The 20,358-nt window shown below is 66.3% G+C and carries 26 protein-coding genes; 10 read left to right on the top strand and 16 right to left on the bottom strand.

Going from position 1 to position 20,358, the window contains the following annotated elements; all coding sequences use genetic code 11:
* The first annotated feature begins 88 nt into the window (after positions 1-88).
* The 6 genes from ACW17X_RS02205 to purF all read left to right on the top strand — a co-directional run bounded on the left by ACW17X_RS02205 (position 89) and on the right by purF (position 6,584).
* A complete protein-coding gene (locus ACW17X_RS02205; RefSeq protein ID WP_492087139.1) occupies positions 89-1,579 on the top strand; it encodes a replicative DNA helicase in 1,491 nt (496 codons plus the stop codon).
* Between the two features lie 45 nt (positions 1,580-1,624).
* Positions 1,625-1,876 carry a hypothetical protein gene (locus ACW17X_RS02200; RefSeq protein ID WP_267513585.1) on the top strand — a complete coding sequence of 84 codons (252 nt, stop codon included), beginning with the start codon at positions 1,625-1,627 and terminating at the stop codon, positions 1,874-1,876.
* A 49-nt stretch (positions 1,877-1,925) separates the two neighbouring features.
* The gene (alr, locus tag ACW17X_RS02195; protein WP_492099455.1) at positions 1,926-2,978 is read left to right on the top strand and encodes an alanine racemase; all 1,053 of its coding nucleotides are present in this window, start codon (positions 1,926-1,928) and stop codon (positions 2,976-2,978) included.
* Positions 2,979-3,047: 69 nt separating this feature from the next.
* Positions 3,048-4,427, top strand: a complete 1,380-nt coding sequence (gene radA / locus ACW17X_RS02190; RefSeq protein WP_271165882.1) for a DNA repair protein RadA — start codon at positions 3,048-3,050, stop codon at positions 4,425-4,427.
* A gap of 28 nt (positions 4,428-4,455) precedes the next feature.
* Entirely contained in the window at positions 4,456-5,052 is a 597-nt protein-coding gene (locus ACW17X_RS02185; protein ID WP_492099452.1) for a CvpA family protein, read from the top strand.
* Between the two features lie 26 nt (positions 5,053-5,078).
* Positions 5,079-6,584, top strand: a complete 1,506-nt coding sequence (gene purF, locus ACW17X_RS02180; RefSeq protein ID WP_267513590.1) for an amidophosphoribosyltransferase — start codon at positions 5,079-5,081, stop codon at positions 6,582-6,584.
* Between the two features lie 6 nt (positions 6,585-6,590).
* Here the strand turns inward: purF and ACW17X_RS02175 are convergent, their stop codons facing one another.
* Together ACW17X_RS02175 and ACW17X_RS02170 are read right to left on the bottom strand one after the other, a co-directional pair.
* The gene (locus tag ACW17X_RS02175; protein ID WP_492099450.1) at positions 6,591-6,878 is read right to left on the bottom strand and encodes a type II toxin-antitoxin system RelE/ParE family toxin; all 288 of its coding nucleotides are present in this window, start codon (positions 6,876-6,878) and stop codon (positions 6,591-6,593) included.
* Positions 6,878-7,129, bottom strand: coding sequence for a CopG family ribbon-helix-helix protein (locus ACW17X_RS02170; protein ID WP_492087146.1), 252 nt, complete (start codon positions 7,127-7,129; stop codon positions 6,878-6,880). The genes ACW17X_RS02175 and ACW17X_RS02170 overlap by 1 nt, the downstream gene beginning before the upstream one ends.
* Positions 7,130-7,205: 76 nt before the next feature.
* On the opposite strand from ACW17X_RS02170, the gene ACW17X_RS02165 reads away from it, so the two are divergent.
* Positions 7,206-7,961 (top strand): SDR family NAD(P)-dependent oxidoreductase, encoded by a 756-nt coding sequence (locus ACW17X_RS02165; RefSeq protein ID WP_492099448.1) that lies wholly within the window; start codon positions 7,206-7,208, stop codon positions 7,959-7,961.
* Positions 7,962-7,968: 7 nt separating this feature from the next.
* On the opposite strand, the gene ACW17X_RS02160 is transcribed toward ACW17X_RS02165, so the two are convergent.
* Positions 7,969-8,853, bottom strand: a complete 885-nt coding sequence (locus ACW17X_RS02160; RefSeq protein WP_492099446.1) for an oxidoreductase — start codon at positions 8,851-8,853, stop codon at positions 7,969-7,971.
* A gap of 144 nt (positions 8,854-8,997) precedes the next feature.
* On the opposite strand from ACW17X_RS02160, the gene ACW17X_RS02155 reads away from it, so the two are divergent.
* The gene (locus ACW17X_RS02155; protein WP_492099444.1) at positions 8,998-9,900 is read left to right on the top strand and encodes an AraC family transcriptional regulator; all 903 of its coding nucleotides are present in this window, start codon (positions 8,998-9,000) and stop codon (positions 9,898-9,900) included.
* Here the strand turns inward: ACW17X_RS02155 and ACW17X_RS02150 are convergent.
* The 12 genes from ACW17X_RS02150 to ACW17X_RS02095 all read right to left on the bottom strand — a co-directional run bounded on the left by ACW17X_RS02150 (position 9,897) and on the right by ACW17X_RS02095 (position 18,600).
* Positions 9,897-10,523, bottom strand: a complete 627-nt coding sequence (locus tag ACW17X_RS02150) for a methyltransferase family protein (RefSeq protein WP_492099442.1) — start codon at positions 10,521-10,523, stop codon at positions 9,897-9,899. The genes ACW17X_RS02155 and ACW17X_RS02150 overlap by 4 nt on opposite strands.
* A gap of 105 nt (positions 10,524-10,628) precedes the next feature.
* Positions 10,629-11,090 carry an NUDIX hydrolase gene (locus tag ACW17X_RS02145; protein ID WP_492099439.1) on the bottom strand — a complete coding sequence of 154 codons (462 nt, stop codon included), beginning with the start codon at positions 11,088-11,090 and terminating at the stop codon, positions 10,629-10,631.
* 4 nt (positions 11,091-11,094) lie between these two features.
* Positions 11,095-12,714 carry a ribosome biogenesis GTPase Der gene (gene der, locus ACW17X_RS02140; protein WP_492099437.1) on the bottom strand — a complete coding sequence of 540 codons (1,620 nt, stop codon included), beginning with the start codon at positions 12,712-12,714 and terminating at the stop codon, positions 11,095-11,097.
* A gap of 32 nt (positions 12,715-12,746) precedes the next feature.
* Positions 12,747-14,126: a PQQ-binding-like beta-propeller repeat protein gene (locus ACW17X_RS02135; RefSeq protein WP_492087155.1), complete on the bottom strand. Its 1,380-nt coding sequence runs from the start codon at positions 14,124-14,126 to the stop codon at positions 12,747-12,749.
* A 23-nt stretch (positions 14,127-14,149) separates the two neighbouring features.
* Positions 14,150-14,896, bottom strand: a complete 747-nt coding sequence (locus ACW17X_RS02130) for a tetratricopeptide repeat protein (protein ID WP_492099435.1) — start codon at positions 14,894-14,896, stop codon at positions 14,150-14,152.
* A 79-nt stretch (positions 14,897-14,975) separates the two neighbouring features.
* A complete protein-coding gene (panB, locus tag ACW17X_RS02125) occupies positions 14,976-15,812 on the bottom strand; it encodes a 3-methyl-2-oxobutanoate hydroxymethyltransferase (RefSeq protein ID WP_492099433.1) in 837 nt (278 codons plus the stop codon).
* Positions 15,813-15,871: 59 nt separating this feature from the next.
* Complete coding sequence (locus ACW17X_RS02120; protein WP_492087158.1) at positions 15,872-16,273, bottom strand: hypothetical protein; 402 nt, start codon at positions 16,271-16,273, stop codon at positions 15,872-15,874.
* Positions 16,263-16,820 (bottom strand): RNA polymerase sigma factor, encoded by a 558-nt coding sequence (locus tag ACW17X_RS02115; RefSeq protein WP_492099431.1) that lies wholly within the window; start codon positions 16,818-16,820, stop codon positions 16,263-16,265. Before ACW17X_RS02115 ends, ACW17X_RS02120 begins: the two co-directional genes overlap by 11 nt.
* A gap of 25 nt (positions 16,821-16,845) precedes the next feature.
* Positions 16,846-17,244: a DUF6249 domain-containing protein gene (locus ACW17X_RS02110; RefSeq protein ID WP_492099429.1), complete on the bottom strand. Its 399-nt coding sequence runs from the start codon at positions 17,242-17,244 to the stop codon at positions 16,846-16,848.
* Positions 17,245-17,363: 119 nt separating this feature from the next.
* Positions 17,364-17,651, bottom strand: coding sequence for a hypothetical protein (locus ACW17X_RS02105; protein ID WP_492099427.1), 288 nt, complete (start codon positions 17,649-17,651; stop codon positions 17,364-17,366).
* Positions 17,641-18,168 carry an RNA polymerase sigma factor gene (locus tag ACW17X_RS02100; protein WP_492099425.1) on the bottom strand — a complete coding sequence of 176 codons (528 nt, stop codon included), beginning with the start codon at positions 18,166-18,168 and terminating at the stop codon, positions 17,641-17,643. Before ACW17X_RS02100 ends, ACW17X_RS02105 begins: the two co-directional genes overlap by 11 nt.
* A 21-nt stretch (positions 18,169-18,189) precedes the next feature.
* On the bottom strand, positions 18,190-18,600 hold the full coding sequence (locus ACW17X_RS02095) for a hypothetical protein (protein WP_492099423.1): 411 nt from the start codon (positions 18,598-18,600) through the stop codon (positions 18,190-18,192).
* Between the two features lie 221 nt (positions 18,601-18,821).
* Here ACW17X_RS02095 and ACW17X_RS02090 point away from each other — a divergent pair, with 221 nt between their 5' ends.
* Together ACW17X_RS02090 and ACW17X_RS02085 are read left to right on the top strand one after the other, a co-directional pair.
* Positions 18,822-19,061 carry a DUF2188 domain-containing protein gene (locus tag ACW17X_RS02090; protein ID WP_492087165.1) on the top strand — a complete coding sequence of 80 codons (240 nt, stop codon included), beginning with the start codon at positions 18,822-18,824 and terminating at the stop codon, positions 19,059-19,061.
* Between the two features lie 11 nt (positions 19,062-19,072).
* A complete protein-coding gene (locus ACW17X_RS02085; RefSeq protein ID WP_492099421.1) occupies positions 19,073-19,906 on the top strand; it encodes an endonuclease/exonuclease/phosphatase family protein in 834 nt (277 codons plus the stop codon).
* Here the strand turns inward: ACW17X_RS02085 and ACW17X_RS02080 are convergent.
* Complete coding sequence (locus ACW17X_RS02080; protein ID WP_492099419.1) at positions 19,899-20,246, bottom strand: ArsC family reductase; 348 nt, start codon at positions 20,244-20,246, stop codon at positions 19,899-19,901. The two genes, ACW17X_RS02085 and ACW17X_RS02080, sit on opposite strands and share 8 nt — an antisense overlap.
* Positions 20,247-20,358 lie beyond the last annotated feature (112 nt).

Genomic DNA, 20,358 nt, shown 5'->3' with positions numbered 1-20,358 from the left:
GTTCACCCACAGGCCGGACGATCTGTCCACGGTCGCGGCGACGTCCCCGACTGACGCAGGCGCGTGTCAGGGATAAAGCGTTAAGACAATGAACGCCTTCGCCCCCATGCCCTTCTCGTCCTCGCCGATGGATTCCAGCGGCGTCGCCTCGATGCCCCATAATCTGGAGGCGGAACAGGCGCTGCTGGGCGCGCTGATGTTCGACAACGGCGTGTTCGAACGGCTCAGCGACCGCCTGCGCGGCCAGCATTTCTACGAGCCCTTCCACCAGCGGCTGTTCGAGGCGATCGAGGATCATATCCGCCAGGGCATGCTGGCCGAACCGACGATCCTGATGGAACGGTTCAAACAGGACCCCGCCTTCCAGGAGTTCGGCGGCCTGCGCTATTTCGCCGATCTGGTAGACCGGGCGCCGCCGGCGGCCAATGCCCCCGACTATGCGCGGGTGGTCTATGACACGGCCCTGCGCCGCGATCTGATCCGCATCGGCGGCGAGATCATCAAGGAGGCGCCCAATCCCGAGACGCCCGCCGACGAACAGATCGAACAGGCCGAACAGACCCTGTATTCGCTCGCCGAGACTGGCAAGCCGTCGTCCGGTTTCGTCAGCTTTTCCCACGCCCTGTCCGGCGCCGTTCAGATGGCGGCCGAAGCCTATCAGCGCGAAGGCAAGCTGGCGGGTCTGGCGACGGGCCTGAACGACCTGGACCGCAAACTGGGCGGGCTGCACCCCTCCGACCTTCTGATCCTCGCCGGCCGTCCTTCGATGGGCAAGACGGCGCTGGCCACCAACATGGCCTTCAATGTGGCCCGCGCCTATCAGTGGGAGCCGACGCCCGAGGGCCGCAAGACGGTCAACGGCGGGGTGGTGGCCTTCTACTCGCTGGAAATGAGCGCCGAACAACTGGCCATGCGGATCCTGGCCGATGCGTCCGGCGTGTCGTCCGACAAGCTGCGCAAGGGCGAGATCGACGCCACCGACTTCGGCAAGCTCCGCGACGCAGCGGTCGAGATCGGCGAGAGCCCCCTCTACATCGACGCCACCGGCGGTTTGTCCATGTCCAAGCTGGCCGCGCGGGCGCGACGGCTGAAGCGGATGGAGCACGGGCTGGATCTGATCATCGTCGACTATCTTCAACTGGTGACGACCGGCGACAGTGGCGGGCAGAAGAACCGGGTGCAGGAGGTGTCCGAGATCACCGGCGGCTTGAAGGCCCTGGCCAAGGAACTGTCGGTGCCGATCATCGCCCTGTCGCAGCTGTCGCGTCAGGTGGAACAGCGCGAGGACAAGCGGCCGCAACTGTCCGACCTGCGCGAATCCGGCTCGATCGAGCAGGACGCCGACTGCGTGATGTTCGTTTATCGCGAAAGCTACTACCTGGGCCGGGCCGAGCCGCGCGAAGGCACCGAGGAACACCTGCAATGGCAGCAGGACATGGACCGGCTGCAAGGCCAGGCCGAGGTCGTCATCGGCAAGCAACGCCACGGCCCCATCGGCATCGTCAAACTGGCCTTCGACGCCGACACGGTCCGGTTCGGCAACCTGGCGCACGGCTATGAGGAAGTCAGCTACGAATAGCAGGCAGCGGTTGACCTCGACCGCGAACAGGCCCCTTGGGTGCGGATGGCCAGTGAAACCGTCTACATCCTCCAGACCTATGTGCAGGGACGCGGCAAGGGGCTGAAGGCCGAGCCGCAGGTGGGCTGCAAGGACGCCGAGGAGGCGCGCCGCAAAGCGGAACGACTGGCGCCCCTGCGGCTGGGCGTGGTGGCCTTTTCGGTCTCGGCGGACACCGAGATGGGCGACTACGACGAAGAACCGACCATCATCTTCAAGTCCGGACGACTGCCCCCGCCGTTCAGCGACGAGGATTGATCCCTCCCGGCTCTTCCATCGTCGGGAAGTTGCGCCAATAAGGGCCGCCATGCCCTCCCCCGCCCTGCTGTCCGTCGATCTGAACGCCTTGGCCCGCAATTTCCACACGCTTGAAGCCGTGACCGGCGTGCCGGTGCATCCGGTGGTCAAGGCCGACGCCTACGGGCTTGGCGCCAAAGCCTGCGCGACCCGGCTGATGGCCGAGGGGGCGCGGACCTTCTTTGTCGCCCGCGCCGACGAGGGTGTGGCCTTGCGGGCGGCGCTGGGGGATGCGCCGACCATCTATGTGCTGGACGGCTGCCACGACGGCGCGGCAGGCGTGCTGAAGGCGGCCGACCTGCGTCCGGTGCTGAACCAGCCGAGGCAGATGCAGGCCTGGGCCGAAGCGGGCGGCGGAGCCTGCGGGCTTCAGATCGACACCGGCCTGAACCGGCTGGGGTTCCGCCCCGAAGACGCGCCGGCGCCGTTCGCGGGCCTCAGCCTTGTCATGAGCCACCTGGCCTGCGCCGACGAACCCGACCAGCCGATCAACCGACGCCAGCGCGACGCCTTCGCGGCGGCGGCCGCGCGATATCCGGGCGTGACGCGGTCGCTGGCCAACTCGGGCGGCTGTTTCCTGGGCCGCGACTACAGCTTCGACGCCGTGCGCCCCGGCGTCTGTCTTTACGGCGGCGGGCCGGAGGGGCGGCCGGACGACCGGATCGCCGCCGTGGCGACCCTGACGGCCGAGATCTTGCAGGTCCGCGACGTGAGGTCGGACGAAAGCATCGGCTATTCCAGAGGTTTCGTCGCCGATGCTCCTGTGCGAGCGGCCGTCGTAGCGGCGGGCTATGCGGACGGGGTGATGCGTGCCTTTGGGACGCACGGCGCAGTCTGGGTCGCGGGCGAGACCCGGCCGCTGTTGGGCCGGATTTCTATGGACGTCTGCACAATCGACGTGACCGGCCTTGAGGTCGCAGTCGGCGACCGGGTCGAACTATTCGGCGCCCACCGCTCCCTGGATGATGCCGCCGCAGCGGCCGGGACCATCAGCTATGAACTGCTGACCGCCGTCAGCGACCGGATTCCTCGCGCCCATGTCGGCCGCTACGACCGAAGCTGACGTCGCGGGCGGCGATGAAGGCGAAGCGCGGACGCCCACCCCCGCTTCGCCCTTCTGCTAAGGAAGCCCATGGCTCGTGATTCCGCCCTCTATGTCTGTCAGTCCTGCGGCTCGGTCCACGGCAAGTGGTCGGGCCAGTGTTCGTCATGCGGACAATGGAACACCCTCACTGAAGAGAGCCGCTCGGCCCCACCGGGGGCGATCAAGCCCTCGGCGGCCGCTTCGGCGCGCGGACGCGGTCTGCAGTTCGAGACGCTTCAATCCGACACGCCCGAGCCGCCGCGCATTACGACGGGCGTCGCCGAGTTCGACCGCGTCTGCGGCGGCGGGGTGGTGCCGGGATCGGCCATACTGCTGAGCGGCGATCCAGGGGTGGGAAAGTCCACACTGCTGCTGGAGGTGGCGGCCAAGGCCGCCCTGCGCGGCGCCCGCATCGCCTATATCTCCGGCGAGGAGGCCGTCGAACAGATCCGGGCGCGAGCCAAGCGGATGGGGCTGGAGCAGGCGCCGGTCAATCTGGCTGCGGCGACGGCCCTGCGCGACATCCTCGGTACGTTGAAGCGCGAGCAGTTCGACATCGTCATCGTCGATTCGATCCAGACCCTGTGGTCCGACGTCCATGAGAGCGGCCCTGGCTCGATCACCCAGGTCCGCGCCTGCGCCGGCGAGATGGTGCGTCTGGCCAAGACCCAAGGGGTGGCGGTCGTCCTGGTCGGACACGTCACCAAGGACGGCCAGGTGGCCGGCCCCCGCGTCGTCGAACACCTGGTTGACGCCGTCATGACCTTCGAGGGCGAGCGCGGCTATCCGTTCCGCATCCTGCGCGCCGGCAAGAACCGGTTCGGCGCCACCGACGAGATCGGGGTGTTCGAAATGGGCGACAGCGGCCTGCGCGAAGTCGCCAATCCGTCGGCCCTGTTCCTGGGCGACAGCAAGGACCGGGCGCCCGGCGCGGCGGTCTTCGCCGGGATCGAGGGCTCGCGGCCCGTGCTGGTCGAGATCCAGGCCCTCGTGGCGCCGTCCGCCTATGGTACGCCGCGCCGAGCGGTGGTTGGCTGGGATTCCGGGCGCCTGGCCATGTTGCTGGCGGTGCTTGAGGCGCGGTGCGGCCTGGGGTTCGGGGACAAGGACGTCTATCTGAACGTCGCCGGCGGCCTGCGGATCAACGAGCCCGCCGCAGACCTCGCGGCGGCGGCGGCCCTGATCAGCTCGGCCCTGGACATGCCCCTGCCCCAGGGCTGCGTCGTGTTCGGCGAGATCGGCCTGTCGGGCGAGGTCCGCAGCGTCGGCCGGGCCGAGGCGCGGGTTCGGGAGGCCCAGAAACTGGGCTTTGAACATGTGCTCTGCCCGCCCCTGGCCCAGAACGGCGGCAAAACCAAGGGGGTCAAGGTGACGTCTGCGACACGATTGACGGATGTGGTCGAACGAATCTCGCAAAACCGCTATTAGACAGACGCAACAGCCGCTGGACCTCTGAGTGACCGGTTACGACGTCTTCGCCATCGTGGTGATCCTGTTCTCCGCAGCGGCCGGCTGGGTGCGCGGCGGCGTGCGCGAGATCATCACCCTGCTCAGCGCCCTGCTGGCGGCCTTGGTCGCCTTGGTCACCCTGCCGTGGACGGCGATGCTGGGGCGGGCCCTGGTCAATCCGGATTGGGCGGGAACCATATTGGCGGCGATCGTCGCCTTCCTGATCGTCTATTTCGGCATCCGCATCTTCGGCTCCTATCTGTCGAAGCAGGCCCAGGCCCATCCGCAACTGGGCGGGATCGATCGATTCATCGGGGTTTTCGTCGGGGCCGGCCGGGCCCTGGTGCTGCTGGGGGCCGTGCATCTGGTCATCGTGGCCGCCATGCCGGGCGAACGGACGCCGCGTTGGCTCAGCGAAGCCGCCCTCTACAAAGTCAGCGCCGTAGGCGCTCGAGCCATTCAGATCATCCTGCCCGGGATCGGGCGGGGCGCCGATGCGATCACGCCTGTGGTGGATTCATCCGTGCGCAAAGGGTTTTCGAACGACGAAGCCTTGCCTCGGACGCAATCCGAGACTAACTCGCCGCGCGAAGCCGCCCCGTAAGTTTCCCCGGTCATCGGAGCCCCACGATGCGCCACCATATCGCCGATCCCGTCGTTCACCGCGAGCACTGGCGCGAGCCGGAGGATGATCAACTCCGCCTGGAGTGCGGCGTCTGCGGCGTCTGGGGCGCGGACGAGGATGAAGGCTCGGCCGTCGTCGCCCTGGGCCTCCACGCCCTGCAGCATCGCGGCCAGGAAGCCTGCGGCATCGCCAGCGTCAAGGACGAGCGGTTCCACACCGAACGGCACCAAGGCCTGGTGGGTGAAGCCTTCGGCGGCGCCGACCTGATGACCCGCATGCCCGGCCGTGCGGCCGTGGGCCACACCCGCTATTCCACCGCCGGCGGGTCCTTCCTCCGCAACATCCAGCCGATGTTCGCCGACCTGGACCAGGGCGGCATCGCCATCGCCCACAACGGCAATCTGACCAACTTCAAGTTCCTGCACAGCCAGCTGGTCAGCGAAGGCGCCATCTTCCAGTCCACGTCGGACTCGGAGGTCATCCTCCACCTGATCGCTCGCAGCCGTAAGGCCAAGATCGTCGACCGGTTCATCGACGCCCTGGCGCGGATTGAGGGCGGCTACGCCCTGGTCGCCCAGACCCGTCACAAGATGATCGGCGCCCGCGACCCGCTGGGCATCCGTCCGCTGGTGCTGGGCCAGGTCGGCGAGGCCTGGGTGCTGGCGTCCGAGACCTGCGCCCTGGACATGATGGGCGCCACCTTCGTACGCGACGTCGAACATGGCGAGGTCGTGGTCATCGACGAGAACGGCGTGGAATCGATCAAACCCTTCCCCGCCCGCGCCGCCCGCCCCTGCCTGTTCGAATATGTCTATTTCTCACGCCCCGACTCGGTCGTGAACGGCCGTTCGGTCTATGAGGTCCGCAAGGAGATGGGTCGCGGCCTGGCCCGCGAACTGGGCGTCGAGGCCGACATCGTCGTGCCGGTGCCGGACTCGGGCGTGCCGGCGGCCCTGGGCTATGCTCAGGAAAGCGGCATCCCCTACGAGATGGGCATCATCCGCAGCCACTATCTGGGCCGCACCTTCATCCAGCCCAGCCAGGGCGCCCGTCAGAAGGGCGTGCGCATGAAGCACAGCCCCAACAAGTCGGCTTTGGCCGGCAAGCGGGTCGTGCTGATCGACGATTCCATCGTGCGCGGCACCACCTCGGTCAAACTGGTCCGCGCCGTCCGCGCCGCCGGCGCGACGGAGGTCCACCTGCGCTCGGCCAGCCCACAGATCCTGTTCCCCGACTTCTACGGCATCGACATGCCGGAACGGGCCCAACTGCTGGCCGCCAACAAGACGCTGGAAGAAATGCGCGAACTGCTCGAGGTCGATTCCCTCGGCTTCCTGTCCATCGACGGCCTGTACCGCGCCATGGGCGAGACCGGCCGCAACAACGCCGCCCCCCAGTTCACCGACCACTATTTCACCGGCGACTACCCCACCCGTCTGCTGGATCGCGAGATCGAGGAAGGTGGCCGGGAATTTGGGGCCAAGCAGTTGTCGTTGCTCGTCAGCGCCTGAGGGATATCAACCCTGATCCTGGGCCGTATGGAACAGGCGAATGATCTGAACCTGGCCGCCGCCAGCGCCGTCGGTCAGGGCGTAGACGATCAGATATGGCGCGCCGGTGACGAACTTCTCATACGTCCCGGGCCGCTTGCCTGGTCGCCCGATGGGCCGTGCGGCTAGCTTTTCCGTCGTCTCGAGGATTCTCAACTCGATCCGTTGGGCGGCGGCCAGGTTTCGCTGTGCGAGATAGTCGATGGCATGGGTCAGTTCGAGCAAGGCCCGCCGCGACCAGACGACTGCGCGCATCAGGGTTCGTATTTGGCGATGGTCTCGCGAATCCGACGCTTGGCCTCATCGTGCGAAACGACTTCGCCGTTGCGAAAATCTTCCAGCCCCTGCTCGACGGCCGCCATCATTTCCAACTCGCGATCGACGTAGCCGGCGATGGCGCGTTCAGCGAGAAAAGACTGCGTACGCTGGGTCTTCTCGGCAAGCAGCCCCAACCGCTCTTTGAGCGTTCCACTCATGCGGACAGTGACGGTCGTGCTGGCGGCCATGGCGAAATGCTCCTGTGCACATCTGAACACATCATAACACATTGACCCGTCGCATCGCCACTCCTACCACCCTAGGATGACTGACGTCCTGCCCCTGAAAGACCGTATCGCCCTCGTCGTCGGGGCCTCTCGAGGTATCGGCTACGAGGGCGCCTTGGCGCTGGCCAAGGCCGGGGCCCACGTGGTCGCCACGGCACGGACGCAAGGCGGGCTTGAGGAACTGGACGACGCCATCTTCGCCGCGACCGGCAAACACGCCACCCTGGTCCCCTTCGACCTGGTGGACGGCGGCGGGATCGACCGGCTCGGCGGAGCCATTTTCGATCGTTTCAAGAAGCTGGACATCTGGGTCCAGGCGGCGGCGACCATGGGGCCGTCAGGCCTGACGCCGGTCGCCCATGCCGATCCGCGCGAGTTCGCCAAGGTCGAGAAGGTCAATTTCACCGCCGTCTATCGACTGATCCGCTCGCTGGAGCCGCTGCTACGCGCCTCCGACGCCGGGCGAGCGATCCATTTCACCTCAAGCGTCGCGACGACGCCCCGCGCCTTCTGGGGCATGTACGCCGCGACCAAGGCCGGCGCCGAGGCCCTGATCAAGGCCTGGGCCGACGAGGTGGAGAGCACCCCGATCCGCGTCAGCATCGTCGATCCCGGCCGGATGCGCACGGCCATGCGGGCTCAGGCCTTCCCAGGCGAGGATCCGCAGACCCTGCCCCACCCGTCCGAGATCGGCCAACTGGTCGTCGACCTGGCGCGCGGCGACGCCACGCCCCCGCCAACGATCCGCTTCCGCGACTGGAAGGCCGGACCGACGGCGGAAGCCCTGGTCTAGGCCGAGGTCAGCCCCAGGCGCCGGCGCCCGGCTCCTCACGGAAAGCGAAGTCGCCGTCGGTGAAGGCGGACAGGTCGCGCCAGGCCTCCAACTCCGTCGTCAGCCCGGCGATCTTGCCCTCGATCATGCCCAAGGCGTCCGTCCCGGCCGCCCATCGCAGGGGCGGATTTTCGGCATTGGCCAAGGCCACCAGAGCCTGACCCAGCCTTGCCGGATCACCCGCCTGGTTATGGCTGCGGGCCTCATAGAATCCGCGAAGTGCGGCCGAGGCCTGAGCATAGTCGGCGATGGGATGGGCGGCGTAGACGACCGATGAGGCGTCCAGGAAGTCGGTGCGGAAGAAGCCCGGCTCGACAATGGTCACATGGACTCCAAAGGGACTGACTTCCTGGGCGATCGACTCGCTGAAGCCCTCGATGGCGAACTTGGAGGCGCAATAGATCGCGCCGGACGCCCCGCCGACCATGCCCCCCACGGACGAGACGTTGAACACATGCCCTGAACCCTGGGCACGCATGACCGGCAGGACGGCGCGGGTCATGTCGAACAGGCCGAAGACATTGGTGTCGAACTGGATGCGCGCGTCGTGGCTGGTCGTCTCCTCGAAGATGCCCAGGTGGCCATAGCCGGCGTTATTGACCAGCACGTCGATGCGGCCAAAGCGGGCCATGGCGGCCTCGACAGCGGCGGCGACGGCGGCCGTGTCGGTGACGTCCAGCGCCACGGACAGGACGATGTCGCTATCCGGCCCGAAAGTCTTGACCAAGGCGTCTCGGTTTCGACCGGCGGCGACGACGCGATCGCCGGCGTCCAAGGCCGCCCGAGCGATGCCAGCGCCCAGCCCACGGGCCGCGCCGGTGACGAACCAGGTCTTTTGAGTGGTCGTTGTCATTGGAAGTCTCCTCTGTCTGACAAGGTGGAGAAGACGCCGTTTCGGCCGCACCGCGTTAGGGCGATCCGAGCGTTCTCTTGCACAATCCTGTCAAGCTCCACGCGTCGGCTTGCGCGAACGTGACGACGAGCGTTGGATGCGTTCATGAGCCTCTTGCCCGAAATGACCGACATCGTCGCGCGCCACGCGCCGCCGGACCTGTCGCGCTCCGCCGTGCCTGGCCTGCGCCTGTATGGCAGCGACACGCAGACGCGAATGATCGCCGTCGCCTATGATCCCATGCTGTGCCTGGTGGTGTGCGGCGCCAAACAGACGATCCTGGGCGAGACGGTCTATTCCTATCGGGCCGGGGACTGCCTGGTGGTGTCGGCCGAACTGCCGGTGTGCGGCAGCATCGTAGAGGCGCCCTATCGCGCCCTCAGCTTCGACCTGAACACCGCGACCATCGCCGGCCTGATGCTGGAGATCGACGCCCCTGCCGCCTCGGATCAGCCGCCGCCATCCGGCATCCATGTGACGCGGTTGGAGGACGAACTGCTGGAGCCCATGGCCCGCCTGTTGCGCCTTCTGGACCGCCCCGCAGAGATCGCCGTAATGACGCCGATGATCGAGCGCGAGCTGGTCTGGCGGCTACTGCACAGCCGGTACGCCGCGACCGTGCGTCAGATCGGCTCGACCGAAAGCCGCCTGTCGGGCGTCAGCCGCGCCATCGATTGGATCCGCGCCCACTACGCCGAACCAATGCGGCTGGAGGCCCTGTCGGACCTGGCGGGCATGAGCCTGTCGACCTTCCACCGGCATTTCCGCACGGTGACGACCATGAGCCCGCTGCAGTTCCACAAACAGGTGCGGCTGCGAGAGGCGCGCGCCCGACTGTTGAGCGGCGGCGACGGCGCGGCCGAAACCGGCTTCGCCGTCGGCTATGACAGCCCGTCCCAGTTCAGCCGCGAATACGCCCGCCAGTTCGGCCTGCCGCCGGGGCGGGATGCGGCGCGGATGCGCAAGACCTACGCGGTCGATGAGCCGAACAGGAGTCGAGAGGCTTAAGGCAGGTGGGCCAAGACCATTAGCCAGCCTTCTGCTTGCGCTAGGTCGATGGCTTCAAACAAGGGGATGGCCAGCAGGAAGACCAGGCCGTCGCGGATGGTCGTCAGAAAGAAGGAAGGTCGCACCGACAGTTCGGGCTCGTCGCGCCACAGGGCGAAGTTGGGCAGGAAACGCGGCGTGCGGGCCTTGTACGCCGCATAGTCGGCGCCGAACGTCGCGCCGAGCCAGGCCTCTTCACGGCGGACCGTCAGGTAGAACACCGCGAGCGACGCAAGGGTGAACAACACCGCCAAAGTGAGGCTTCCGCTTTGGGCGCCGATGCCGAAGGCGCCGAAGAAGCTGAAGATGTAGAGCGGGTTGCGGCTGATTGAATAGGGCCCGCGCGAGACGATCTCGGCCTTCTTTCGCCCGCCGATGTAGAGGGAACACCAGGCGCGGCCGACGATGGCGAAGATGATGGCCGCTAGGCCCACGGCCTCGACGCCTTCATGAAGCGGGCTCTCCAGCCCTGTGGCGGACTGGGACACCATTGTGAGCCCCACCAGGGCCAACAGAGCGACCAGCACAGCGCCCTTGCGGACCTTTTGAACCGCCTGAAGATCAAAAATCTGGGTCGTGGTCATGACGCACTCCGATTGCTCACAAAGCCAAGCGCCGCTTTGCGCATCGGCGCAAGCGGTATGTTTGCAAGCGAAAATCGGTCTCGAAAAGGCCGGAAACGGACGGATTCAGAGTGTCGACATGACGTCCGCCAATTCCTCCGGCCAGATCGTCTCGTTCGAAGCGCGGATCTCATCGAGGCTCCACCAGCGGTGTTCAGCCAGGACTCGCTGCTCCTCCTCGGTCCAACCGGCAGAGGACAGGTCGAAGGTTTCAGTGCGGAGCAGGAAAAACCGTTGATCTACATCCGCCATGCGGCCGTCGGGCAGACGGAAGCTGACACGAACGCGTGCGACCTGGGGGCCTGGATCGGCAACGACCAAGCCGGTCTCCTCGAACAGTTCGCGTCGAGCGGCGTCCTCGTAGGTTTCGCCCGGTTCGCAGCCGCCTCCGGGCGTGGCCCAGAACTCAGACCCCGCGAGGGGGCCGTCGGCGAAGGCGAACCGGAACAGCAGCACCCGCCCCTGCCTGTCCAAGATCAGCCAGCGCGCGGTCGGCCGGTCGGGAAGGACAGGCGCGACCTCGGTCACGCCGTCACTTCTTGGCGCCGCCCTTTTGCCCGGTACGGATACGGCCCGAACGCGAGACCTGACGGGCGCCGCCACGGGCGCCCTTCTGAACGGCCACCGACGATCCCGCCTTCTTGGACGCGCTGGACTTCAGGCCGCCCAGGACCTTGGGCTGGGCCTTGCGGGTCTTCTTCTGCTCCAGCGCCTTGCCGGGCAGCTTGGACAGGGCCTCTTCCTTCTCGGCCTTCTTGATGCGGCGCGGCGCGGTCTTGGCGTCGCCCTTATAGCGTTCCGGGCCGGACTTGGCGCCGCCCTCGGCATAGGGGTTCACGCCGCTGGACTTGACGTTCAGGCGGATCGGCGTGCCCGGCAGGTCAAAGCTCTCGCGGATCGAGTTGACCAGATAGCGTTTGTAATGCTCCGGCATCGACTCGGCGCGGTTGGCCATCAGCACGAAGGTCGGCGGACGGGCCTTGGTCTGGGCGATGTATTTCGGCTTGATCCGCTTGCCGTCCACGGCGGGGGGCGGGTGCCGCTGGGTGGCCATGGACAGCCAGGTGTTCAAGTCCTTGGTCTTCACCTTGACCGACCAGGTGTCATAGGCCTGGAGCACGGCCGGCATCAGGCGTTCGACGCCGCGCCCGCTGTGCGAAGACAGGGCCACGAAGGGCGAACCCTTCAGCTGGGGCAGCTTGTCCTCGGCCATGCCCTTCAACTTGGCCATGCGGGCCTGGGGCTCGTCTTCCAGGTCCCATTTGGAGGCGACATAGACCAGGGCCCGGCCCTCGCGCTCGACCAGGTCGGCCAGCTGCAGGTCCTGGGTGTCGAAGGCGTCGTCCTTGTCCATCATCAGGATGACGACTTCGGCGAAGGTGATGGCCCGGATGGTGTCGGCGACCGACAGCTTCTCCAGCTTCTCCTGCACCCGCGCCTTGCGACGCATCCCGGCCGTATCGACCAGCCGGATGTTCTTGCCCTCGAACTGCCAGTCGACCGAGATGGAGTCGCGGGTGATGCCCGCTTCAGGTCCGGTCAGGAGGCGGTCGTCGCCGATCAGACGGTTGATCAGGGTGGACTTGCCCGCGTTGGGACGACCGATCACGGCGATGCGGATCGGCTTGTCCGGCTCGTCGATCTCTTCGATGAAGATGTCTTCGGACGCTGCGCGGATGGCCTTGTACAGGTCGGCCATGCCCTCGCCGTGCTCGGCCGAGATGGCGACCGGCTCGCCGAAGCCCAGAGCATGCGCTTCGCCGACGCCGCCGCCGCTCTCGCGGCTCTCGGACTTGTTGGCCAGCAAGATGATCGGCTTGTGCACCTTGCGCAGGCGCTCGGCGAAGATCCGGTCCAGCGAGGTGACGCCTTCGCGGGCGTCCATCATGAACATGACCAGTTCGGCGTCGTCCAGCGCGGCCTCCGTCTGCTCGCGCATCCGGGCTTCCAGGCTGTCGTCGGTGACATCCTCGTAGCCGGCCGTATCGATCAGCGTCAGATCCATGTCGCCGATATTGCCGTCGGCGTAGCGCCGGTCCCGGGTCACGCCGGGGCGATCATCGACAAGCGCGAGGCGCTTGCCGACGAGGCGGTTGAACAGTGTCGATTTGCCCACATTGGGGCGGCCGACAATCGCGACCTTCAGAGCCATTTCGGCTTTCTAGCTTATTTCGGGCTGAAGAGTCAGCGGATGCAGATCAGCTGGCCATTGTCGGTCAGCACGTACAGGGCGCCGTTGTAGGCGGCGGGCGCGATATAGGCCGGCGCGCCGAGCTTCAGCGTCGTCTGGGCCACGCCGGTTTTCGGGTCGAAAGCGACGGCCTCGCCGTAGGAATTGACCATCACCAGGCGGTTGGAGGCCAACAGAGGTCCCGACCATTGCGGATAGATGGTGCGACGCCCGAAGTTCAGGAAGCCGCCGACCTTGCGTTGACGTCCCTCGTTCAACTCGCGGGTCCAGTAAATCTGGCCCGTGTCGCGGTTGGCGGTGATCAGTTCGCCCGACTTCGACACAGCGAAGACGACGTCGCCGACCGGCAGGGGCGCGTTCACGCCGGTGACCGGCAGCTGCCACTTGGGCTGGCCCGAGCGCAGGTCCAGCGCCGACAGCACGCCCGAATGGCTGACGCCATACACCATGCCCCGGCTGATGACCGGACGACCGGCGACATCGCGCACTTCGGAAAGTGCGCTGGTGCGGCTGGTGCGCGACAGGGTCTGTTCCCACAGGGGCTGACCGTTCAGGGCGCTGAGCGCGACAAGTTGGCCCGAGGCGAAGGGCGCAATGACCGTATTGCCCGTCACGGCGGGGCTTGAGGCGCGCAGCACACGCGCCGGCTCGGCGATGCCGCGATAGGTCCAGTCCTGGGCGCCGGTGTTCACGTCAAAAGCGAACAGCTGGCTGTCCACATCGACGACGAAGACGTGGGCGCCGACGACCGTGGGGGCGCCGTGAATCGGGGAATCGACCTGCTGGGTCCAGACGACGGCGCCGGTGCCGGCGTCGAGCGCAGTCATGGAGCGATAGCCGGACGAGACGAACAGCTTGCCGCCGGCGTAGGCGACGCCGCCGCCGAAGCCGCCGTTGCGGTCACGGTCGGCGTCCTTGACGTTGGCCTTCCACAGGATCTCGCCGCTGTCGGCCGAAACAGCCGAGACGGTCGATTCGCCGTCCATGACGAAGATCTTGCCGTCGGCGGCGACGATCGGCGCCATGACATTGCCGACCCGCGCCGAACCTTCGCCGATGCTGCGCTTCCAGGCGATCTGGAAGTTCGGAGCCGCGATGACATGCTCGACCAGGTTCTCGGACGAACCGCCCGGCTGGGTCCAGGCCGTCGCAGCCTGGGGCCCCGGCAGGAAGAAGTCGCGGCCGGACAGGGCCGCCGACGGGGTCAGCTGCTGTTCGAACTCCAGCACCGAGATTCGGTCGCCGGCGGATGCGGTCGCCTGCGGATCATCCTTCTTGCCCAGGCCAAAGGGCAGGTTGCGGCTGACTGCGCCGCAGGAAGCCATGGTCGTGGCGACGCCGCAAATCAGCGCGACTTTCAGAACTCGGTTCATCTTGGGCGTCCTGTAAGGGGTCGTCACTGTTGGGCCGGGGCCGCGGAAGTGGGCGCATTGGCGGCGCCGGCGGCCGACGGAGCGGCGGTCTTGGCCGCATTCGCAATGTCCTTGAGCGCACCCGCCGTGCCGGCGTCGATGGTGGCCACGGCGATATTGGCGCGCTGGCGAACGTCGTCAGGAACGTCCTGCCCCAGTTGCAGCAGGACGAAGGCCTCACGAGCCTCCTTGGTCTTGCCATGCTGGAGACGCGCCAGGGCCAAAGCTTCCTGAGCGAAGGCGTGCAGGGGGCGGTCATCCTCGGCCAGCGGGGTCAGACGCGCCTCGATATCGGCAAGCGGCGCGGTGTCCATCACCAGGAAGGCGGCCTTCAAGGCGGGCGGATCGGACAGGATCGGGTCGCTCGACGCCTTTGCGGCCTCATCGAACAGCCGAACCGCGTCAGGGATCTTGTCGGCGGTCACGGCCAGGCCGGCTTGCTGCTGCAAGGCCAGAACCTTGTAGGCGCCATTGCCTTCCTTGACCGCTTCCTCAAAGGCAAGACGGGCTTCGGCGGGCTTTTCGGCCCGCAGGGCCTCCATGCCGCGATCATAGGCCTCGGCGGCCTTGGCGCCCTTGCTCGAGTTCAGGCTGTCCCAGCCCCACCAGCCAAGGGCCGCGACCAGGGCGACCACCAGAACGACGCCCACGACAGGCAGCCATGTGCGGGCCAGGCGCTTGTACCGGTCGGAGCGAAGCTCCTCCTCGACCTGCTCGAAGACATCAACCACTGAAACGTCGCCCCAAAATCGCAAAAAGCAAACCGGCGCGGACCCTAGAAGGTCGGCTCCCCGCCCGCAACGTCGTCCGTTACTGCGAAGCCGGCTTTTTCGAGAAGTAGGTCTCGACTTCGGCAGGAAAACGGCGGGTTTTCACATCATTGGCGAAAGCGGCGGCCGCGCGGTCGATCTCGGTGCGCAGATCCGCGTACTTCCGCACGAATTTCGGGGTCCAATCGAACATCCCCAGCATGTCGTTGACCACCAGCACCTGGCCGTCACAGGTGGCAGAGGCGCCGATGCCGATGGTCGGGACGTCAAGACTCTCGGTGATTTCCCGCGCCAGCGATTCGGCGACACCCTCGATGACGATGCAGAAGGCGCCGGCCTCGGCCGTGGCCTTTGCTTCCGCCATGACACGGTCGCGTTCAAAATCAGTGCGTCCCTTGGCCTTGAACCCACCCTCGGCCAAAATCGCCTGAGGCCGCAGCCCCACATGACCCATGACCGGGATGCCGCGCTTGACCAGGAAGGCGACGATCTCGGCCAGCTCGACGCTGGTCTCAAGCTTCACCGCCTGGGCGCCGGTCTCCTTCATCACCCGCACGCAGTTGTCGTAGGCGACCTCCTTGCCGCCCTCGTACGAACCGAAAGGCATATCCACCACGACCAGGGCCCGACGCGATCCCCGCACCACCGCCTGGCCGTGCAGGATCATCATCTCCAACGTCACCCCGACGGTGTTCGGCAGGCCGTGAACCGCCATGCCCAGGCTGTCCCCGACCAGCAGCACGTCGCAGTGCGGATCCAGCAATCCCGCCATGGGGGCGTCATAGGCCGTCAGACAGACGATGGGCTCGCCGCCCTTGCGGCCGGCGACATCAGGCACGGAAATGCGCTTGATCGTCTCCTGGGTGTGAACGGACATCGAAGGGCCTCCTGACTTCAAGTCGGGTCAGATAGGCCCCGCGCTCCGCCAAGTCACCCTCAGACGTCCTGCGACAGCTTCACCAGCCCCGCCGCCAGCAGGGCGACAAGCGCCCCCGCCACGATCCAGAAGGCCATCATGCCCGACCCGTCCATCAGATCGAACGACCCGACACCCAAGCCTTCCAGCCCGGATTGAGCCGCCCCCTGGGCCGTCGCCGCCGCCGTCCGCACCCCTTGCGTCAGGGTCGTTTCGTCGCTGGCGGAGAAGTTGACATTGACCCCTTCCCTCACCGCCAACACGCCGCCGACCAAGCCGGCGCTCGTCAGAGCCAGGGTCCGCCAGCGCGACCGCTTCTCCATACTGGCCTGAACCGTGGCCAGGAACAGGGCCTCATCGGCCATTCGAGGCGTCTGCGCGAACAGCCGCTCGATCATCGGATCGAATTCATCAGCCGACATGGGTCGACCTCCCGCCTGATGCCTGCGCCGGCTGAAGCCGGGCGCGGAGTTTATCCAGACCACGTTTGACATGGGACTTCACCGTGCCGAGCGGCAAATCCATGGCCGCCGCGATTTCGGGATGGGACATTCCTGCGCCGTGGCACAGGGACACGCACACACGCTCGGTCTCGCTGAGCGTCTTCAGGGCCTCGTCCAGGTCCATGACTCCCGCCCGATCGACGACGACGTCGGCCTCATCAGCCTCGACCTCGGCGACATAGCGGGCCTCGCGGGCGACGCGCTTCAGATAGAGGCGCGCGGCGATCTTCTTGATCCAGCCCGCAAACGTCCCCTGCCCTCGGAATTCCGAGCAGCGTTGGAACCCCTGCAGGAAGGCGTCCTGGGCCACGTCATCGGCCAGGGACGGCGCCGCGCCCATGCGGCGCAGAAGCCCCCGGACCGCCGAACCATGCCGGCGGACCAGTTCGCCATACTCCCGCCGGCCGCCGGCCGCCGCCTGGGCAGCCAGTTCGACGTCGTGGAGATCGCGCAGTGACTTGTTCATGACAGGTCCCCCCAATCGGCGGCCGTCAGTCCATATGCTTGTTGAAGAAGCTCAAGACGATAAAGGCAATGCCCACGGTGATCGGGATGCAGGACACGCCCAATAGGGGATTCTGCATGCCGCCATTCCATTCATTGCCGCCGAGGTCGCTGACAACGCCAAAAGCTGCGATGCCGATGCCTGTCGCCAGCCAGATGATGCCGCGGCGGATGTCCTTGGTTCGCGAGGGAAGGCTCTTCTGGACGTCCTTGGTAAGGGCGTCGATCAACTCAGGTGGCAACTCCTGCCCCTTGTCCACCGCATGACGAACGGTCTCCTGAATGTCACGCTTCTCGCGATACTTCAGGAATGTCGGACCGAAGACGATGGCCGTGATGGTGCCGAAGACGGCGAATATGGCGAACAGCGGGATGAAGTCTTCCATGGCGTGGGCCCTCTTGATCCAGTGCGACAGCCTGATGCGGCGGCCTTCTGATCACAAGAGGCTGCGGGATGCGCCCATGGATGCGCAAGCGGACGTGAAATCTTCGTAAGGTCGCTCCATCAGGTCCGCAGCACTTGTCGGATGACCGCCAAGGCCGTCGCCGTCGCCATGATCGCAGCCATCAGAACGGGCGCGCCTTCGCGTGGAATATCCGCCAGGCCGCGCCATACCGGCCCGAGCCCCCACAAGATCGTCGCCATCGCCACCGCCAGCGGCGCAAAGGCCGCGACAACAGCGACGGCGCGACGACGGGCGATCCGTTCGACCACCACCGCCTCAAAAACGGGATCACGCACGGGCGCGGCTTCAGCTGCGAATAGCGACTGCAGCTTGTCTTCAGGTGTCATCACGACCTCCCAGCACCGCCAGAAGGCGGCTACGCCCGCGGCTGATATGCGACTTCACGGTGCCAACCGGCAAGCCTAGCGCAACGGACGCCTCAACATGGGACCATCCGTCCGCAACACAAAGCGCCACGCAAGCTCGGACGGCCGGTGGCAATTCGGCCATCGCACGGCTTAGTGCGATCCTCTCTTCAGGCGACACACCAGATGACGGCGGATGATCCTGCGCCCAGATCCCATCACGGGCCGCACTTCGCAGCGCGCTCCGGTTGCGGTCTTGCGCCTTGCGCCAGGCGATCCCGAGCAGCCAGGCGCGAAGCCCCGCGGGATCTCTCAACCGCCCCAGGTCCCGCCATGCGGCAAGGAATACCTCCTGCGCCAGATCGTCGGCCTCAGCCCACCCGCCGGCGAGCATCCGGCGGAGGAAGTTGCGGACCGCCGCCTGATGGCGCTCGACAAGCCGCGCAAATGCGGCGTCGGACCCGTCACGAGCGGCGTGTACAAGTTCAACGTCGGTCACGACGCCTGTCCTCGCGTCCGCTCAGTCGCGCGGCCTGCGCATTTGCAACACCAAGGCGCAGACCAAGGACCATAGCGCGACCGTCCCCATGACAAAGGCTACGATGAACAAGGCCCCGGTGCCGCCGTCCAGTCCGCCCCAGCTTGCCGCCGTGAAACCGACGCAGAGCGCCGTGAACAATCCAACCAACGACCAGTAGTGGGCCGCCGTCCCTTGCCGTACGCTCTGCCGGGCGGGGACATCGTTTGCAGAGGCTCGGGCAAGGGCATCCATGATCGCCTGAGGCGCGTCCCGCCCCTTTTCCGCATAGGTCTTCACGACATCGAGCAGCGCTTTCTGACGTCGGTAGTTCAACCATTGCGACCAGCCGACAAAAGCGAAGGCGGACATGGGAAAAAGTATCCACCAGAACTCGCGCGCCAGATCAGCCATGTCTCATCTCCTCAGCAGCACGACCATCGTCCTGCGTTCACCGGGAATAGTCGTCACCGACCGAGCCATTGGATGCGCCGTCGATCAATATTTGTCGAACAGCATGACTTGGGGCCGACAAAACGTCCCGGCTGATCGAAGGAGGGCGACGGTGCAACTGCTGTTCCTGCGGCGGCCGGTTCGGGCTACGATGATCGCCCGACCCCAAGAGGAGAGTTCCCATGACCACCGTCACCTATCGCATCGTCGAGCACGACGGCGGCTGGGCCTATCAGTCGGACGGCACCTATTCCGAGACCTTCTCCAGCCACGACGCCGCTAAGGCCGCCGCTGTCCGCGCCGCCCGCGAACAGAAGGTTCCAGACCAGAACGCGGCCATCGAATACGAAACCGCAGACGGTCGTTGGATCACCGAAGCCGCCGACGGCCACGACCGGCCCACCACCGAGGTCGAAGGTTAAGGGCGTCGCCGGTGGTTTCCCGCCGCTTTTTGATCGCCGCAGCTTCGCTTCTGCCGCTGGCGGCCTGCGCGCCGGCGTTGAACGCCGGCTTGGGTTCCGAGCCGGTCACGGCCGGCTCATCGCACCTGACGCTGACGACGTTCAACATCTGGCACAACATGGGCGACTGGCCCGCGCGGCGGCCGCTGCTGATCGATGCCTTGCGCGCCCAGAACGCGGACGTCATCGCCTTGCAGGAAGTCCTGGAAGACGCCAACACTGGGCTGGAGAACCAGGCTGAGATGCTGGCGCGAGAACTGGGCGGCTATGAGGTCGCCTTCGTCTCGACCGACCCCGAGGGTGCGCCTCGCCGATACGGAAGCGCCTTGCTCACACGGTTGCCCACACTGGCCCAGGATTCCGTTCGGCTGGAGCCGCTCGATGACTACCGCACGGCGCTGCGGGTGCGAGTGTCCGTTGCGGGCCGGCCGGTCGATGTCGTCGTCACCCACCTGGCGCACCAGCCCGAGGCGGGAGCCGTGCGGGCCCGCCAGATTTCACACCTCTTGTCCTGGCTGCCCCAGGACGGCGTCCCCCTCGTTGTCATGGGCGACTTCAATGCGCCGCAAGAGGATCCCGGTCTGGCGACCATGACCGGCCCTCGTTTCGCCAGCGCCCTCCCCCCCGGTTCGGCGACGACCACCCTGAATCCCGCCAAGGGCCACGCCAGCCGCGTGATCGACCATATCTTCGTGGAGCCGGAGTTCTTCACCCCAACCGCCGCCCATGTCTTTGGCGACCAGCCCACGAACGGCGAATACCCGTCAGATCATTTCGGCGTCACCGCGACGGTCGCGCTCAACTGAAGGCCTGCGCATAGGCCTCAGGCTTGAACCCCACCAGGCGGCGATCGCCGAGGTCCAGCACCGGCCGCTTGATCATCGACGGCTGGGCCAGCATCAGGGCGATGGCCTTGTCGACGTCCAGATCTGTCTTATCGGCTTCAGGCAGCTTCTTGAACGTCGTCCCGGCGCGGTTCAGCACCGTCTCCCAGCCATGCTCATCGACCCAACGCCCCAGAGCGCCGGCATCGGCGCCCGCCTTCTTGTAGTCATGAAAGACGTAGTCGACGCCCTGCTGCTCCAGCCAGACGCGCGCCTTTTTGACGGTGTCGCAATTGGGAATGCCATACAGAACGACAGCCATCGGAGATCCATGCTGAGGAGAAGATTTCAGCCGCCTAGATAATCATCCTGATCGGTCCTGAAAGACATTTTTCATCGGGAGCGCCGTAAGTCGCGTCAGACGCTGACATACG

The organism is Brevundimonas sp. FV1ye4L, from assembly GCF_058681255.1.
Note: the sequence above shows the minus strand (reverse complement) of the source record. Positions and strands in the feature narration are given on the sequence as shown.